This is a genomic window from uncultured Thiocystis sp. (assembly GCF_903866365.1).
In the GTDB taxonomy this organism is placed as follows: domain Bacteria; phylum Pseudomonadota; class Gammaproteobacteria; order Chromatiales; family Chromatiaceae; genus Chromatium.
The window spans coordinates 1-16,531 of the sequence record NZ_CAIPNF010000341.1 but is presented as its reverse complement, the minus strand read 5'-3'; the positions used below and the strand labels follow the sequence as shown (position 1 = coordinate 16,531).

General features: G+C 61.2%; 13 protein-coding genes. 7 read left to right on the top strand and 6 right to left on the bottom strand.

The window, feature by feature from the left end:
• The 5 genes from QZY07_RS19120 to purB form a co-directional block, all read left to right on the top strand.
• The coding region (locus QZY07_RS19120) for a hypothetical protein (protein WP_295406106.1) at positions 1–332 on the top strand (332 nt) is incomplete at its 5' end.
• 46 nt (positions 333–378) lie between these two features.
• On the top strand, positions 379–3,042 hold the full coding sequence (gene acnA, locus QZY07_RS19115) for an aconitate hydratase AcnA (RefSeq protein ID WP_295406104.1): 2,664 nt from the start codon (positions 379–381) through the stop codon (positions 3,040–3,042).
• A gap of 398 nt (positions 3,043–3,440) precedes the next feature.
• Positions 3,441–4,070 (top strand): ApaLI family restriction endonuclease, encoded by a 630-nt coding sequence (locus QZY07_RS19110; protein ID WP_295406102.1) that lies wholly within the window; start codon positions 3,441–3,443, stop codon positions 4,068–4,070.
• Positions 4,067–5,341, top strand: coding sequence for a site-specific DNA-methyltransferase (locus QZY07_RS19105; RefSeq protein WP_295406100.1), 1,275 nt, complete (start codon positions 4,067–4,069; stop codon positions 5,339–5,341). Before QZY07_RS19110 ends, QZY07_RS19105 begins: the two co-directional genes overlap by 4 nt.
• Before the next feature lie 44 nt (positions 5,342–5,385).
• Positions 5,386–6,759, top strand: a complete 1,374-nt coding sequence (purB, locus tag QZY07_RS19100) for an adenylosuccinate lyase (RefSeq protein ID WP_295406098.1) — start codon at positions 5,386–5,388, stop codon at positions 6,757–6,759.
• Positions 6,760–7,050: 291 nt separating this feature from the next.
• Here purB and QZY07_RS19095 read toward each other — a convergent pair whose 3' ends face one another.
• Positions 7,051–7,632 carry an OmpA family protein gene (locus tag QZY07_RS19095; protein ID WP_295406096.1) on the bottom strand — a complete coding sequence of 194 codons (582 nt, stop codon included), beginning with the start codon at positions 7,630–7,632 and terminating at the stop codon, positions 7,051–7,053.
• Between the two features lie 444 nt (positions 7,633–8,076).
• On the opposite strand from QZY07_RS19095, the gene QZY07_RS19090 reads away from it, so the two are divergent.
• Entirely contained in the window at positions 8,077–8,595 is a 519-nt protein-coding gene (locus tag QZY07_RS19090) for a hypothetical protein (protein ID WP_295406094.1), read from the top strand.
• 12 nt (positions 8,596–8,607) lie between these two features.
• A complete protein-coding gene (locus QZY07_RS19085) occupies positions 8,608–9,744 on the top strand; it encodes an alpha/beta hydrolase (RefSeq protein ID WP_295406092.1) in 1,137 nt (378 codons plus the stop codon).
• A gap of 25 nt (positions 9,745–9,769) precedes the next feature.
• Here QZY07_RS19085 and QZY07_RS19080 read toward each other — a convergent pair whose 3' ends face one another.
• The 5 genes from QZY07_RS19080 to QZY07_RS19060 form a co-directional block, all read right to left on the bottom strand.
• A complete protein-coding gene (locus QZY07_RS19080) occupies positions 9,770–12,262 on the bottom strand; it encodes a DEAD/DEAH box helicase family protein (protein ID WP_295406090.1) in 2,493 nt (830 codons plus the stop codon).
• Positions 12,263–12,320: 58 nt separating this feature from the next.
• Positions 12,321–12,599 (bottom strand): helix-turn-helix domain-containing protein, encoded by a 279-nt coding sequence (locus QZY07_RS19075; protein ID WP_295406088.1) that lies wholly within the window; start codon positions 12,597–12,599, stop codon positions 12,321–12,323.
• Positions 12,592–12,903: a type II toxin-antitoxin system RelE/ParE family toxin gene (locus QZY07_RS19070; protein ID WP_295406086.1), complete on the bottom strand. Its 312-nt coding sequence runs from the start codon at positions 12,901–12,903 to the stop codon at positions 12,592–12,594. Before QZY07_RS19070 ends, QZY07_RS19075 begins: the two co-directional genes overlap by 8 nt.
• Before the next feature lie 161 nt (positions 12,904–13,064).
• Positions 13,065–14,735, bottom strand: coding sequence for a site-specific DNA-methyltransferase (locus QZY07_RS19065; RefSeq protein WP_295406085.1), 1,671 nt, complete (start codon positions 14,733–14,735; stop codon positions 13,065–13,067).
• 200 nt (positions 14,736–14,935) lie between these two features.
• Positions 14,936–16,531, bottom strand: a 1,596-nt coding sequence (locus QZY07_RS19060; protein ID WP_295406083.1) for an efflux RND transporter permease subunit, incomplete at its 5' end; no start/stop codon positions are given.

Here is a 16,531-nt window from a genome sequence, read left to right as displayed (position 1 = left end):
CGCTCAGATCCACGGTGACTTGGATCGTCACCTCCTGGCCGTTGTTGCTGATCAACTGTGCCGCCATCGCCTTGTCCCCGCCGGTGCTTGAGCCATGGGGTCAGTATCGCTCATTATCACATTTTTGCAAGGCACCACCCAATCCAGGAGTTCAGGATGACGGTTCTGGCGCCACCATGACTGGCTTCGCCAATTTGCCGAAAACGCATGGCAAGGTACAGCAAAAATCAGTAGGGGCCAATTTCGCCGACATCGAAACAACGTCTTTCCCTGGACGCGGACGATCTCTTATTGCAGTGCAGCAGATGGCGTATCCTGGATCTGAAGGCTAGAATCCGTGCCTGTGCTGTAATTCAAGCCATGCCACCGGAGCCCTCGATGCCCAATAGTTTCAACGCCAAGACCGCCCTGCACGCCGCCGGACAGGACTACGAAATCTTCAAACTCGATGCCGTGCCCAACAGCGCGCGTCTGCCCTATTCGCTGAAGATCCTGCTGGAAAACCTGCTGCGCAACGAGGATGGCGTGACCGTGACGCGCCAGGACATCGAGTTTTTCAGCCAGTGGAACCCCCAGGCCGAGCCGGATAAGGAGATCCAGTACCGCCCGGCGCGCGTGCTGATGCAGGATTTCACCGGCGTTCCGGCGGTGGTGGATCTGGCCGCGATGCGCGATGCGATGGTGGCGCTCGGCGGCGATCCGCGCAAAATCAACCCGCTCCAGCCCGCCGAACTGGTCATCGACCATTCGGTTCAGGTCGACCATTTTGGCTCCAACGAGGCGTTCGCGCTGAATGCCGAGCTGGAATTCCAGCGCAACCAGGAGCGTTACAAGTTCCTCAAATGGGGCCAGAAGGCGCTGGACGGGTTCAAGGTCGTCCCGCCCGATACCGGCATCGTGCATCAGATCAATGTCGAGTATCTCGCGCGCGTCGTCTTCCCGAACAGGGTCGATGGCGTCACCCAAGCCTATTTCGACACCTGTGTCGGCACCGACTCGCATACCACCATGATCAATGGGATCGGCGTGCTCGGCTGGGGCGTCGGCGGCATCGAGGCCGAGGCGTCCATGCTCGGTCAGCCGGTGTCCATGCTAGTGCCCAAGGTGGTCGGCTTCAAACTCACCGGCACCCTCAAGGAAGGCGTGACCGCCACCGATCTGGTGCTGACCATCGTCGATCAACTGCGCAAGCATGGCGTGGTCGGCAAGTTCGTTGAATTCTACGGCCCGGCCATCGCGACCCTGCCGATGGGCGAGCGCACCACCATCGCGAACATGGGGCCAGAATATGGCGCGACCTGCGGTCTCTTCCCGATCGACCAGATCACGCTCGACTATCTGCGTCTGACCGGACGCGACGAGGCCCAGATCGCGCTGGTCGAAGCCTATTGCAAGGCGCAGGGTGTCTGGCACACCGCCGAGGCCGCCGAGGCGGATTATTCCGAGACGCTGGCACTGGATCTGGGCGACGTGGTGCCCTCGCTGGCCGGCCCGAAGCGTCCACAGGACCGCGTGCCCTTGACCGAGATGGCAAGCCATTTCCCCGTCGCGCTGGCCGCGCTCAAGAAAGAACGCGGGATCCCGGACAAGGGTCCGGCCAAGGCGATCATCGACGGTCAGACGGTCGAGATTTCCGACGGCTCCATCGTGGTCGCGGCCATCACCTCCTGCACCAATACCTCCAACCCGAGCGTCATGCTCGCCGCCGGGCTGGTTGCCCAAAAGGCCGCCGCGCTGGGACTCAAGGCCGCGCCCTGGGTCAAGACCTCGCTTGGTCCCGGCTCCATGGCCGTCACCCGTTATCTTGATCGTGCCGGGCTGACCGAGCCGCTCAAGGCGCTCGGTTTCCACAATGTCGGCTACGGCTGCACCGTCTGTATCGGCAACACCGGCCCGCTGCCGGCGCCGGTCTCGCAGGCCATCGCCGAGCATGACCTGTGCGCGGTGTCCATTCTGTCGGGCAACCGCAATTTCGAGGGACGGGTGCATGCCGAGGTGCGCATGAACTATCTGGCGAGCCCGCCGCTGGTGGTCGCTTATGCCATCGCCGGACGGATCGACATCGACCCTTATCAAGATCCGCTCACGACGGATGTCAGCGGCCAACCGGTGTATCTCAAGGACATCTGGCCGACCCAGGATGAGGTGAACCGCGCCATCGCCGAGAACGTCACCGTCGACGAGTTCCACAGCGCCTACGCGGATGTCTACGCCGGCGATGCGCACTGGCAGTCGCTCGACGCCCCGGACAGTCAAACCTACGACTGGCCGGCGGATTCCACCTATATCCGCAATCCGCCCTACTTCGACGGCATGACGATGGCGGTCGCGCCGGTCGACGATATCGCGGGCGCGCGCTGTCTGGCCGTGCTCGGGGATTCCATCACCACCGATCACATCTCGCCCGCCGGCTCCATCAAACCGAACTCGCCCGCCGGGAAATATCTGATCGACAAGGGCGTGGAGCCGAAGGACTTCAACAGCCTCGGCTCGCGGCGCGGCAATCACGAGGTCATGATGCGCGGCACCTTCGCCAACATTCGGCTGCGCAACCTCATGGCCCCCGGCACCGAGGGCGGCGTGACCCTGCACCAGCCGAGCGGGGAGCCGCTGTCGATCTATGACGCGGCCATGCGCTACGAGGCCGAAGGCACACCCGTGATCGTGGTTGCCGGCAAGGAATACGGCTCCGGTTCCTCGCGCGACTGGGCGGCCAAGGGGCCGCGTCTGCTCGGGGTGCGCGCCGTGATCGCCGAGAGTTACGAGCGGATTCATCGCTCCAACCTGGTCGGCATGGGGATTTTGCCGCTGGAGTTCGTCCAGGGCGAAAATGCGCAATCGTTGGGGCTAACCGGGGCCGAGACCTTCGAGATCGTCGGACTGAACAACGGCAAGGCGAAGCAGGTCGAGGTGCGGGCGACCGCCGCCGACGGGTCGACCAAGAGTTTCACCGCCAAGGTGCGGATCGATACGCCGAATGAAGTGGATTACTACCGCAATGGGGGGATTCTTCACTATGTTCTGAGACGACTCGCCGCCTGATTTCCTTATTTTCAACCCTGATGGAGTTGCAACTTGCCGAACGGCGCCCAACGGGACTCGTGCGAGTCGCGATGATGTGGGCATAACTTGGGATCTGATGCCCGTTTTGGATAAATTCACGGACACCGACAGGGCTTAGCGCATCGCATTACACACAAGTCTGTAACAGACTGATTTCTATAGAACACATTCCGGGGCGTGTTGTATTTATTTCAGCGACTTATAGAGATATGTGTAACGCGATGGGCTTAGCGATCTTCGGGGGTCGGGGTTCGGGCGTCCGCCCGCTAGACGGGCGAGACCCGACCCCCGACCCCCGATCCTCGTTATCAGATCACTACCAATTTTAGTGGGCGATTCGTGTGCAATGTCGTCTATTACTATCAGCGCGAGCAATCATGACAACCAGAGAAAATATCGCGAAACTTGCGGGCCAATATGCTCAACGCCTTAACACCGCTATTGACGGCCGCGTTACTGAAATGCAGGGCGACGATCTATCCCACTACTTGATCTATCGCGTGCTCGGCATCAGTGAGCGGGAAGGGCACTTGATTGACGTTTACCAAAACAAAGGCCGATTTCTTTATAAATACGCCGGCTCATTCCTTGAAGAGGCTACAAAGCTCTGTTTTAGAGAGATATTCCCAGACTCCGGTTCCTTACGAATCGCAAATACTCGCGGTCAACGCCCAAGGACGTTTGAGATTGACTGCCTTGTTGGAAATGATGCTTTAGAAATCAAGTGGAAGGACGCTACTACGGATGGTGACCACATTACGAAAGAGCACACAAGAATTCAGGTCATATCCGATGCTTGCTATAAACCAATTCGGGTGATGTTCTACTACCCGAATCGAACACAGGCAATCCGAATACAAGGGACTCTCGAAACTCTATACGCGGGTGTCGGCGGAGAGTATTACTACGGAGACGCAGCATGGAACTATGTTCGAGACAAAACTGGCATTGATCTGAAAGGAATTCTCGAAGAGATAGCAGACGAAAGGACTGCGGTAGCATCATGAGTGAACCACTAGAGCAAGTAATTCATGGTGACTGCCTCCTAGCATTGGAGCATATTAGACATTCAACGGTAGATCTTGCTTACCTAGATCCACCGTTCTTCACCAATCGGCATCACTCCTCGATTTCCCGAGATAGAAAAAGCAAGTTTAGCTTTGCGGATGTTTGGAGCGGACTTTCCGAGTATTCTGAATTTCTGGAAGCCAGAATCAGGAAAGTTCATAAGGTACTGAAAGATAGTGGTTCCATATACGTTCATTGCGACACAAGCGCAAATTTCTTACTACGAACTCTCCTGGATAGCGTATTTGGTGCAAATCAGTTCCGGTCGGAAATCATTTGGACATATCGCCGCTGGTCAAATTCCGCAAGAGGGCTGCTGCCAGCACACCAAACCATATTTTTCTACTCAAAAACGGATGGCTACAAATTCAACAGAATTTATGGTGCATATTCAGAGACGACGAATATCGACCAAATACTTCAACTGCGAGCGAGAGACGAACACGGTGTATCCGTATATGCTACAGACAGAGATGGATGCATCATCTATGGTGGAGAGAAAAAAGGCGTCCCGCTTAGCGATGTGTGGGAAATCCCATTTCTCAACCCCAAGGCAAAGGAGCGCACCGGCTACCCCACCCAAAAACCGGTGTTATTACTAGAACGTATCATCGAAGTTTCTACTGATGAAGGAGACTTGGTTCTTGATCCATTTTGCGGCAGTGGGACAACTCTAGCTGCCGCAAATCTTCTTGGCAGGCGTTCGATCGGAATTGATACCTCTCAGGAGGCCGTTGTACTTACGCGAAGCAGACTTGTTGCTCCAACAAAAACTGATTCTGCGCTGCTACGAAAGGGGCGTGATTCGTATGCCACTGCCGATAAAGACGCCTTGTCACTTCTCGCCGGGTTAGACATCCTCCCGGTACAACGCAATTCAGGTATTGACGCTTTTCTTAAAACGACGTTTGATGGATTACTTGTTCCCATCCGAGTTCAACGCCGTACGGAAACGATCATGGATGCGGCAAACAAGCTAGCACGGGCGGCCCATTCGAAAAAAGCGACAAAAGCAATACTGGTGCGCACCCACAAAAGCGATGACCTATTTTCGGAAGTGCTGCTGCCACGATCAATCGAGTTAATCGATTCAACTGCTCTGCATATAAAGGCACGGGTTGCAGAACTACTCGCGGAAAAGGTGACCGAAAATGCAGCCAACACTGCGTTCCAATGGACGCTGTGCGACAAAGCTGCGCAGCGCCCCTGAACTCGGACGTTAATCCTGTCTATTTTTAAACCCGGAGCCCAACCATGCCCATGGAGTTATCCACCCTCACCGCAATCTCCCCGGTGGACGGTCGCTATGCCGCCAGAACCGCCGAGCTGCGGGAAATTTTCAGCGAATACGGACTCATCCGGCATCGGGTTCAGGTCGAGATCCGCTGGCTCCAGACCCTCGCCCGCCATCCCGCCATCGCCGAAGTCCCCGCCTTTTCGGATGACGCCAACCGACGGCTCGACAACCTCGCGGACAACTTCTGCGTTGAGGATGCACAACGCATCAAGGACATTGAGCGCACCACCAACCACGACGTCAAGGCGGTTGAGTACTTCCTGAAGGAACGGATCGCGGACAACGCCGAACTCGCCGCCGTCAGCGAATTCGTCCATTTCGCCTGCACCTCCGAGGACATCAACAATCTGGCCCATGGTCTGATGATCCTGGCCGGACGCGACCGGCTGCTCCTTCCGCAAATGGACCAGATCATCGCGGCGATCCGCGACCTCGCCCATCGCCATGCCGAGCAGCCCATGCTGTCGCGCACCCACGGTCAGCCGGCGACGCCGACGACGCTGGGCAAGGAGATGGCGAATGTGGTGCACCGGCTGCGCGCGCAACGGGCACGGATCGCGGAGGTTGCGATGCTCGGTAAGCTCAATGGGGCGGTCGGCAATTACAACGCGCATCTGGTGGCCTACCCGGACGTCGACTGGCCGGGTCTGGCGCAAACCTTCGTCGAGTCGCTGGGCCTGACCTGGAATCCCTACACCACCCAGATCGAGCCGCACGATTCCATGGCCGAACTTTTCGATGCCATCGTGCGCTTCAATAATATCCTGAGCGATTTCTGTCGGGATGTCTGGGGCTATATCTCGGTGGGTTACTTCAAGCAGCGCACGGTGGCGGGCGAGGTTGGCTCCTCGACCATGCCGCACAAGGTCAACCCGATCGATTTCGAGAACGCGGAGGGTAATCTGGGTCTCGCCAACGCCATTCTGGAGCATCTGGCCGGCAAGCTGACGATCTCGCGCTGGCAACGGGATCTGACCGATTCGACGGTGCTGCGCAATCTTGGCGTCGGCATCGCCCATACCAGCATCGCACTGCAATCGGCGTTAAAGGGGATCGGCAAGCTGGAGGCCGATCCCGAGCGTCTGGCGGCGGATCTGGACGCGAACTGGGAGGTGTTGGCCGAACCCATCCAGACGGTCATGCGTCGCTATGGCGTCGCGCAGCCCTATGAGAAATTGAAGGAATTGACGCGCGGGCGGCGGATCGGCGCGGAGGCGCTCGCCGGCTTCGTCGAGGGTCTGGAGATCCCGGAATCCGCCAAGAGCGAACTCAAGGCGCTGAGTCCCGCGACCTACCTGGGGGATGCCGCGCGACTCGCGCGTGACATCTGAATCCACGTCACGGCTTGGCAAAGGCGTGCGGTCCATGAAATCATAAAAAAGGCCGGTCACGCGCTAACGTGATCGGCCCTACCATAAGCCCCACTCGGGGGGGTTGAGGCTTATTGGACACGTCCGAACCAGCCAACAACCGGGCTGGAACGGATTGGGATGACTTGGGGGGAATGCGGATTGATTCAATCGACAGAGAGACCGAATCTATATCTTCAAAAGCCGCGCCATCGCTCGAAGCAACTACCCTGCTTCAGGCAATCGGCGCGGTAAGGTTCAGTCCGATTTCAATTAACCGCCGTACTCGGCATTAATTTTCACGCGACGTTGCTGCACGGAGAAAACGTCGTAATCGGGGAGCATGTCGAGCTTGCCACGACTCTCGACGGAGATGATGTCATCCGAGGGGATGCCCTTGCTGATCATGTATTCCTGGACGGTTTCGGCGCGTCGTTTGCCGAGTTGATAGTTGTATTCCTCGGAGCCTTTGGCATCGGTGTGGCCGGTCAGCGAAATCTGTTCGCGGACAGGCGTGTCCTGAACCTGTGCAATATAATCGTCGAGACGCTGCAACTCGCTGTCGTTCACGATGTTCTCAAGACGATACTTGTCGAATTCGAAATTCAGGCGAACCGTAAATTCCTTGGGGACGGCTGGCGCGACGACGCAGGGCTCAAGATCGTTCGCTCCATGGAGGCTCTGCCAGCACTCGCCGTAGTTGGTCACCCAAGCGGTTCCTTCGGGTTGAGCAGACCAGAAATGTTCGTTCATGTAGTCGCCGGCATTCGCGACCAGCGGAGCGGTGAGGGCAAAGGCGACCGCGAATGGAGCAGCCAGCGAGGCGAGGCGTGAAGTCGTGATATGGTTGCGCATCTTTCGTTTCCTGTTCAGGTGGGTGGAGATGTTCGAATCGGGAACCTTCGCGTAAGTTGAAGCATGCGTGAGTTAAAAACAACAGCGCTGCGGTTTTCTCTCACGAACGTCGAAGTCCGTCTCCCGATGCTTATTTCGAGTCGTTGGAGCACGGGCGACGTCAAACGGCCGCAAATTGGAACACAGACATTTTAGCCCACAACAGGAACAAAAGTGCAACTTTTTCTATCCTCGCGGCATATTTACAACGATTGCTTCGCTTGTGCAACATTTCTCCCTGCTCAACTCTAAAAGTACCACTAAAAGAAAGCACTCGGCAAGATTTTAGAGTGATACTTTTTTGCAACATGAGGGAGCAAGCACCGATGATAGGGCTCGATTCATGAGGATCGGGGCCGGTTTTTGGTGTGTTCCAATCAGCTAGGCGCGCCGGGATCTTCCAAAATGAAACAGTCCATTCAAGATGACCCGATGCTCGGGGCTTCCCCGGGTCTGGTGCGGCTTGACCGTCGCGAGCTGATTTATCACGCCAGCCTGCGGATGGCCGACCAGGCCCGCCGCGAGCTGCTTCTGTTCGGTCCCACGCTGGATCCCGACCTCTATGACCAACGCCCCTTTCTGAACGCGGTGCGGCAACTCGCGCTCGCGCGGCCGGTGCTGTCCGTCCGGATCCTGATCTTCGACGCTCGCCAGGCCAGCCTGAGCGGACACCGACTGATCGAGCTCGCGCGGCGCCTGACCTCCCGCATCGCCATCCGCTGTGTCGACGAAGACGATCAGGATCGGCTGGACGCCTTCCTGATCGCGGACGAATGCGGTTACATTCGCCGCCAGATGGCCAACTCCCTGGAGGCTGTCGCGGACTTCAACAACCCCGGCGAGGCACGCCGTTTGCGTGCCGCCTTCAACCCGATCTGGGAGCGCGGCGCGTCCCCTCTCGAACTGCGTCGACTTGATCTGTAAGGCTTTCCATTGATGGCATCTCGCACCACTCCAAGATCCCGCTGGCAGCGTCCCCTGCTGTTGGCATTTCTCTGTCTCTTCACCGCAGTCCTGATCTGGACCTGGTGGGCCGAAGAGCACCCGCGCGAGGAGCGGCAGCTTCGCGTCATCGTCCATGATCGGCTTCATGACTGGTTTCCGCAGGCCATGAGCCCGGACGATGACGGCTGGCACGGTCTGGAGCCGCGCATCGGCGACGGCTCGACCGGGAGACCGCGCATCGTCCTCGTGCATGGCCTGGACGAGCCGGGGAGCATTTGGCACGACCTCTTTCCGGTCCTGGACGCTGCCGGTTTCGAGGTCTGGGAGTTCCGCTATCCAAACGATCAGGGCATCGATCGCAGCGCTCAATACCTGGCGGAACATTGGCCCGATCTGCCAGCGGATCGCCCCGCCATCCTGATCGGACACAGCATGGGTGGGCTAGTCGTCCGGGAATTCGTCTCGCGCTGGCGGCATCCGGTCGGGACAACCTCACGGGTCGCGGGCGCGCCCGTTCGCGGCGCCATTCTGGTCGGCACCCCGAATCACGGATCGGACTGGGCGCGGCTGCGGATCTGGCTTGAACTACGCGATCAATGGATCGAGGAAGGAGACCGCCGCTTCTCGCTCTTCGCCGCCCTGCGCGATGGCACCGGCGAGGCGAAAATCGATTTACGACCGGGTAGCGACTATCTGACGGCCTTGAATGCGACGGCCTGGCCTGAAGTGGTGCCGATTCGACTGATCGGCGGCGTGCTGCTGGAATCGCCGCCGTGGATGTCGAACAGCGTCACGGCGATCGCCAAAGAGTTGCCCGCCGCCGACCTGAAGGACAGGTTCGCGTCCTGGTGGTCGGACATCGGCGAGGGGCTGGGCGACGGCGTCGTCTCGCTCACCTCGCTCGACCTCCCGGAGGCCCCGCCGCCGATCCTGGTTCCCGCGTCGCATCGCGGCCTGCTGATGCGATTCCTGCCTAACGCGCCTCAACCGCCGGCGATCGCGCCGATTTTGAGTATCCTGGACGAGTGGAGCGAGCGGCGGGAGACGTCCGTGCAGCCCGCCCCCTCGGCGAACCGTCAAGGAGATCCACGGGAGACGGATCGTCCGAATGGCGAAGAGGAGCAGTAAGGCGAGGCGGTCGGTCGCAAGACGTTCAATATCCTGCGAGATTCTCCACCCGAAACACCTGATCCTCCTCGCAGCGGTCGGATTGCTCGAAATAACGCACGGTCATGAAACGTCCCTGGGCGTCTGACGTGAGCATCAGCGCGGGGCCGTAAACTTTGTGCTCCGCATTGACTTTCTCGATGGTTTCGTCGCTGTTCAGGATGAAACCGCCCTTGGTCTCCACCAGCAGGAACCCCGCGCCACGGTTGCGCCCCTTCACTTTCAGCACGAAATCGGGGAAAAATTGCGCGCCGCTCGGCAGGGCGATGGCGACCGACCAGGGCTTGTGCGGTTCGTTGCGATACCAGTAGTCGACCGTCCCGGACGGGTCGCCATCCAGTAGCTTGGCAAAGGCGAGTTCCAGACCGTTCAGACCCTCGGGCATGACGCCATGGACGTTGCGCCGCGAGCGTTCCGTGCCCGCGGGCGCATCCAGCGTCTCGGGCCAGTCCGCCGTCTCGACGACCTCCTTGAAGGCGCTGGCGCATTCGCGTTCCGCCCGTCGCAGGAGTTTGGGGTGCGTCGCCAGAATCAGGTTGAGCGCCCGATTCAGGCTGTCCGGATCCTCGTCGAAACCGCGATGCCGGAACTCGGTTCGCAAGCGTTCGAGCAGCGCCTGATAGAGTTCGCGGGGGTTCAGATAGCCGAAGTGCCAGAGCGATTTCTGGACCTTGTCGGCGAGCGCCTTCGCTTCCAGGCGTGTCTGCGCCAATTCCGCATCCGCGGAGCCATCGAAAACACCCAACGTCTTGCGGGTCAGGGTGACGTGCGTGCGCAGACCGGCATTGATGACGCGGTCGTCAAAGCCAATGCGCGCGGCAATGCTGCCCAGGAGTTCGGTGGTCGAGATGGGCATCCGCTCGGTCTTCAGCCGCCGCTCGGCATCGACGCGGAACGGATGACGCATCATGCCCGGCGCGGGCGCAAGCGGCCGCCGAGCGTCTGGCCGATCCCGGACCACAGACTCGCCCGCCAGCGTGTCGCCAAACAGATCGAGGGTGAAGGATGGAGCGGAGATCGTTCTCGCCGCTGCGCCATCCGCAGCGGTCGCGTCGGAATGCGCTTGCCCGCCATCCCGAGCCAATCCACCCGTCAACTCAGGAGCAACCCACAGCAAACTCCCCTGACCGTGTTCAGTCACCTGAATCTGCGTCTCGTCGCCCACTCGAAACATCATGGTCGCCGGGCAGATCCGCGCCAGTTCGTCGCGCACGGCGTTGATCCGCTCCCCGGCACCGACCAGTCCGGTCTGATTCTCGGCGTCGGCCAGAAACACATAGCCGTAGCTCAAGCCCGGCGGCAGGGTGCCGTCGAGCGTCGCGGGTTGCAGCCGTCGATGCACCCGCAAAATGCGCCCCACCACCTGAATCCCGAAATCGGTGTCCTTCGCGCCGCGCAGCGAGGCCAGCACAAAGGCGCGCGGCGCATCGAAACCAAGCCCCACCGCCACCTTGAAAATCAGCACCTCGAACCGCTCGTCCAGCGCGACCGCCAGCAGATCGTTGGTCGGTTCCTTCGCCGTGTAACTGGCGATGCGTTCCTCCGGGATGCCCAGGCCCAGCAACAGCGCCTTCGCCTCGTTCACGGCCTGATCCTGATTGCCGACCTGTACCAGCATCAGCGGAGTCAAATGAATGCCCGTCTCGTGCAGCGTCTGCTTGATCCGTTGGTTCGTCGCCCAGGCTTCGCGCAGCGCGATTTCGGGGAAATTAATGATCAACGCCTGTGCTGGATCGGCGAGAAAGGCCACTGCCTTGACGCCCGACTTGATCAGCCCGGCCTCCACCGCCGAGCGCCGGCTGACGGTGTTGCGATGCACCTCGACCACGCCGCTGGCCGCTTTGAAACGCTCCACGTCCCGATCGTTCGGGGTTGCCGTCACCATCAGGGTAAAGTCGGGGCACAACACCTCGCCGTAGAAGCGCACCGCCTCGCTGCCCGTCTTGAAAAAGGTGTGATGCGCCTCGTCCACCACCGCGCCGAGGCGGAAACCGTCCTGCCGCAACTGGGCGATGAAGTCGTCGAGCGCGACCGCGCTGTCCCCGCCCCGGCGCACCTGGCGCGTGTCGGCATTGTTCGCCGCCACCGCCGCCCAGGTGGTGACGAAGACATCGCCGCTGCGGGCCGTGCGGGCGATCCGGTCGATCTGGAGGTCGCGCATCCGCAGCCCGGAAAAATCCTGTTTCAGCGCACCGCGCGCCTGCTCCACCAGGCCCTTGAAGGGCGTGAACCAGAACCAGAGAATGCGGGCGTTGTCCGCGCGGTCGGGTTGACTGAAAGCTTCCGCGATCATCCCGGCCATCAAAGTTTTGCCCGCACCGGTCGGGGCTTCCAGCAGCACGCAGCCGTTATAGGCGCTGGCGAGACGGCGTCCGGCGGCATCCGACGCCTCGCGGATCTGGCGCTCGGCATGGCGGAAGATCTCCAGCGTTTGCGCGACCGCATCCTGTTGATATCGACGGGGCGCAATTCGGCTCATCGTGTGACTCCCGTGCTGCGGCGGCTGGGTAGCGAGAGGGGCGCGGGGTCGATGGCGGTCAGGGCCGCAACGCCTCGGGATGATTCGCGGCAACCCGCAGCAGCGCCAGGGCGGGGCCGCGCGGCTGTCTCCGGCCTTGCTCCCAACCTTCCAGCGTCCGGGCGCTCACTCCCAGCAGCGCGGCAAAGGCGTCTTGCGTCAGTCCCATCCGCTGCCGGATGGCGCGGGCGTCCGGGTCCGCGACCTCCATGGTGCGAAGCGTCACCTCGCCGCGTTGGTGGGCCTTGATCTCCCGGAGACCGTCCAGGATTTCTTGCCCGATGTCGCGCTCACTCATCGCTGATTTCCTCCGCAATCGCCCGCAGGATATGGGGCGGAATATTCGACCGCTCGTTCTTGGCGTAGAGGGTCAGCAACCAGATCTGACCGGCTCGGCTACGCCAGTAGTAGATGATCCTCAGTCCTCCCCGCTTCCCTCGCCCCGATCCAGCCCAGCGCAGTTTGCGCACGCCTCCGCTGCCGGGGACCAGATCGCCGGTGTCTGGATGCCGCATCAAGGCGGCTTGCAGAGCGGCGTACTCGTCGTCAGTCAGATGCTGTAAGGCAAGCTTGGTAAAGAGGGAGGTTTCGATAAAGACCATGGCCGCGATGATACGCCAAAGGCGGGGTATTGGCGCTCGCCGGATCGTCAGGCTCCGGTCGGCCCCGTGGGGCTCGGAAGAAAATCCGTGACGGCTTGCATGGGTTTCCGCAGCCGTTCCACGTCTGCCACGATGTCATTCCGCATCGCGGCATGGCCACTCTATCCAACTGGCGATGCTCCCGCGCCGAAACGCTTGACCAGACACTCGGGGATCGGCTCGAAGCTGGCGCGCGGATCGTCGATCCGTTGCGCGAGCAGCGGGGCTTGCCAGGAATAGACGATGACCTGCGCCGCGCCGGTCAGCGCCGCCTGTACCGCCGTCACCGTCGCCGCGTTGACTCGCGTCAGATACAGCACCAGCGTCGCGTCGCGCGCGATCCGCTGCACCTCTGCCGCCGGATCGAAGGGCGCCAGCGCGTCGCCGTGGATCAACTGAAGCGCGGTCCACACCTGAGCGTGTTGAATCTCCAGGAAGACCGTCTCCGCCGGCAGGCGGCGGGTGCGCAGATAGGCGAAGCCGCCGCCCAGGCCCGGCACTTGCTCGCCCTTGCGATTGACATAGCCCGCCATGACCCGGCGCACCCGCTCGGCGCACACGTCTCGGCAGAGATTCTTGTCGGGTTGCTCGGCGGTCGCTTCGGTGTTGGAGACCAGGATGAACCGGCGCGCCCCGCCGTCCTCGGCGTTGAGCTTGAGCAGGGCTTGAGCGGTGGTGCCGGAGCCGGCGAAAAAATCGAGGATCAACGCGTGAGGATCGTCGATTAACGTCAGAATGCGTTGAATCAACTCAACGGGCTTGGGCGTACTGAACAGATCCGACGTGTCGAAAATATCGCGCAGCATCGCCTTGGCTTGGCGCATGGTCGGCAGGTCTGACCAAATGGTTGGAAATGGGCGGGTTGGCTCATTGGGAGCAAATTCGCGCGTGTAGGGTTCCCAGACGGTACGACCGAGTTTTTCGCGTTGTTTCCAGATCAGCGTTCCGGCTGCCCGGTGTTTCTCCACGCCTGCCTTGCCCATCGCCCAACGCGCTTCCTCGCCGTTGTCGTGAATCGGGAAAACCTCGTTGCCGTCTGGGTCGAGGATCGGAAAAAACATCGTCGGGCGGTCACGTCGCAGGCTGTTCTTTCCGTTCTTCTTCAATAGCCGGTCACGAAAGCGAACACCGTTGCCGTCTGATCGGGAATAGGCATCCAGGATTCCGGGCGCGGACATCGGGGCGAATTTCACCGCCTCTTTCCTACCGGCATAGCACAGGATGAACTCGTGATCTGGCGTGATCGAAACCTTGTTGTCGTTCGGGCTGTCCACCTTGCGCCAGATAAAACACGCCAGGAAGTTCTCGGCGCCAAACACCTGATCCATCAGCATCCCGAGATGAAACGCCTCGTTGTCGTCGATCGACACCCAGATCGAGCCATCTTCCGCCAGCAGCTCGCGGGCCAGTTCCAGGCGCCGATATAGGAACTCCAGCCATTTGCTGTGCCGGTAGCTGTCCTCGCGGTCGATGAAGCGGTCGTTGTAGATGAAATCGCGGTTGCCGGTGTTGTACGGCGGGTCGATATAGATGCACTTCACCCGCCCGGCGTGGGTCATGCGCAGACTGCGCAGGGCGTCGAAATTGTCGCCCTCGATGACCAGATGGTCAAACGGCGGCGCGCCGTGCGACAGCGCCGCGTCCAGTTCCAGCGCCACGAAATCGCCGTTGACCGAGCGGTCGTGCGCGATCAGATCGCGCTCCCACACCAACCCGAAATGCGGCCGACGGTCGCGCTCGCGCAGGATGCGGATCAGATCGTCCCGGCTGTAACTCTCGTAGTGATCGGCCATGGCGTGACTCGTGGAAACCCTGCGGTGAAATCAAGCGCCAACGACAGCGGCCGGCCACAATCAGTGGCTCCCGAACGGCGAGCGAGGCGGAACAAGGCAGGCATGATAACCGAGCAAGGCTTGATGCAGTGGATGCCGGCCGATCCGGTAGCCATTCTCGGTTTGGGCGTCACCGTTTCGTCCCCTCTGCCCGGAAAACGCTAATTGGGCACCGTGAAGCCGTCACCCTCCCCCACCTCCCGCCGTCGCCACAACAGATAGATCGCCGGGATGACGAACAGGCTCAACAGGGGCGCGGTGATCATGCCGCCGACCATGGGCGCGGCGATGCGGCGCATGACCTCGGACCCGACCCCGGCGACGAGCATGATCGGCAGCAGCCCGGCGAAGATGGTGGCGACCGTCATCGCCTTGGGCCGGATGCGCAGAACCGCGCCCTCGATGATGGCGTGTTCGAGATCGTCCACCGACCTGAACCGCCCCTCCTCCTGGCGCTGTTTCACCGCCTGATCCAGATAGACCAGCATGATGACCCCGAACTCGGCGGCGACGCCGGCGAGCGCGATGAAGCCGACGACGACCGCGACCGAGAGGTTGTAGCCCAGCAGGTCGATCAGCCAGACGCCGCCGACCAGCGCAAAGGGCAGCGACAGCATGACCAGAAGCGCCTCGGCGGTGGAGCGGAAAATCAGATAGAGCAGCAGCAGAATGATTGCCAGGGTCAATGGAATGACCTGCGCCAGCCGCTCCTGGGCGCGCAGCAGGTATTCAAACTGCCCCGACCAAGTGATGGAATAGCCGGGCGGCAGCGGCACCCGGTCGCGCACCACGGCTTGCGCCTCGGCGACATAGCTCCCGAGATCCCGACCCCGGAGATCGACGAAGGTCCAGCCGTTGAGCCGGGCGTTCTCGCTCCGCAGCATGTCCGGACCGTCGACGATCACGACCTCCGCGACCTGACCCAGCGCGACCTGGGCGCCGCTGGGCGTGACGATGGGCAGCTCGCGCAGCTTTTCGATGTCGTCGCGCCGCTCGCGGGGGAAGCGGAGATTGACCGGATAGCGATCCCGCCCCTCGACGGTCTGGGTGAGGGTGGCCCCGCCCAGACCCAGGGCGACGATCCGGTTGAGGTCGTCGATGTTGAGCCCGACCCGCGCGGCGGCGAGTCGGTCGGGCCGGATCTCGATATAGCGCCCGCCGGCGATCCGCTCGGAATAGGCCGAGGCGGTTCCCTCGACCCGCATCACCGCCCGCTCGACCGCCTGACCCAGACGATCAATCTCCTTGAGATCCGGTCCGGCGATCTTGATCCCGACCGGGGTCTTGATGCCGGTGGCCAGCATGTCGATGCGGGTCTTGATTGGCATGACCCAGGCGTTGGTGACGCCGGGGAAATCGACCAGCGCGTCCAGCTCGGCGATCAGTCCGTCGAGCGTCAGACCCGCTCGCCACTGGTCGCGCGGCTTGAGCTGGATCAGGGTCTCGATCATGCTCAATGGGGCCGGATCGGTAGCGGTCTCGGCGCGCCCGACCTTGCCGAAGACCCGTTCGACCTCGGGCAGACTGGCGATCAGCCGGTCGGTCTGTTGCAGGAGTTCGCGCGCCTTGCCGATGGAGATTCCGGGCAGGGTCGTCGGCATGTACATCAGATCGCCTTCGTCGAGTTCGGGCATGAATTCGGAGCCCAGGCCGCTGTGCCAGTCTTGCAGCACGGGGACCGCGCGGAAGGTTTCGCGCCAACCGCTGGCAAGCCCCGCCTGCCAGGATTCGATTTGGGCGATCGCGGCCCGATGCGG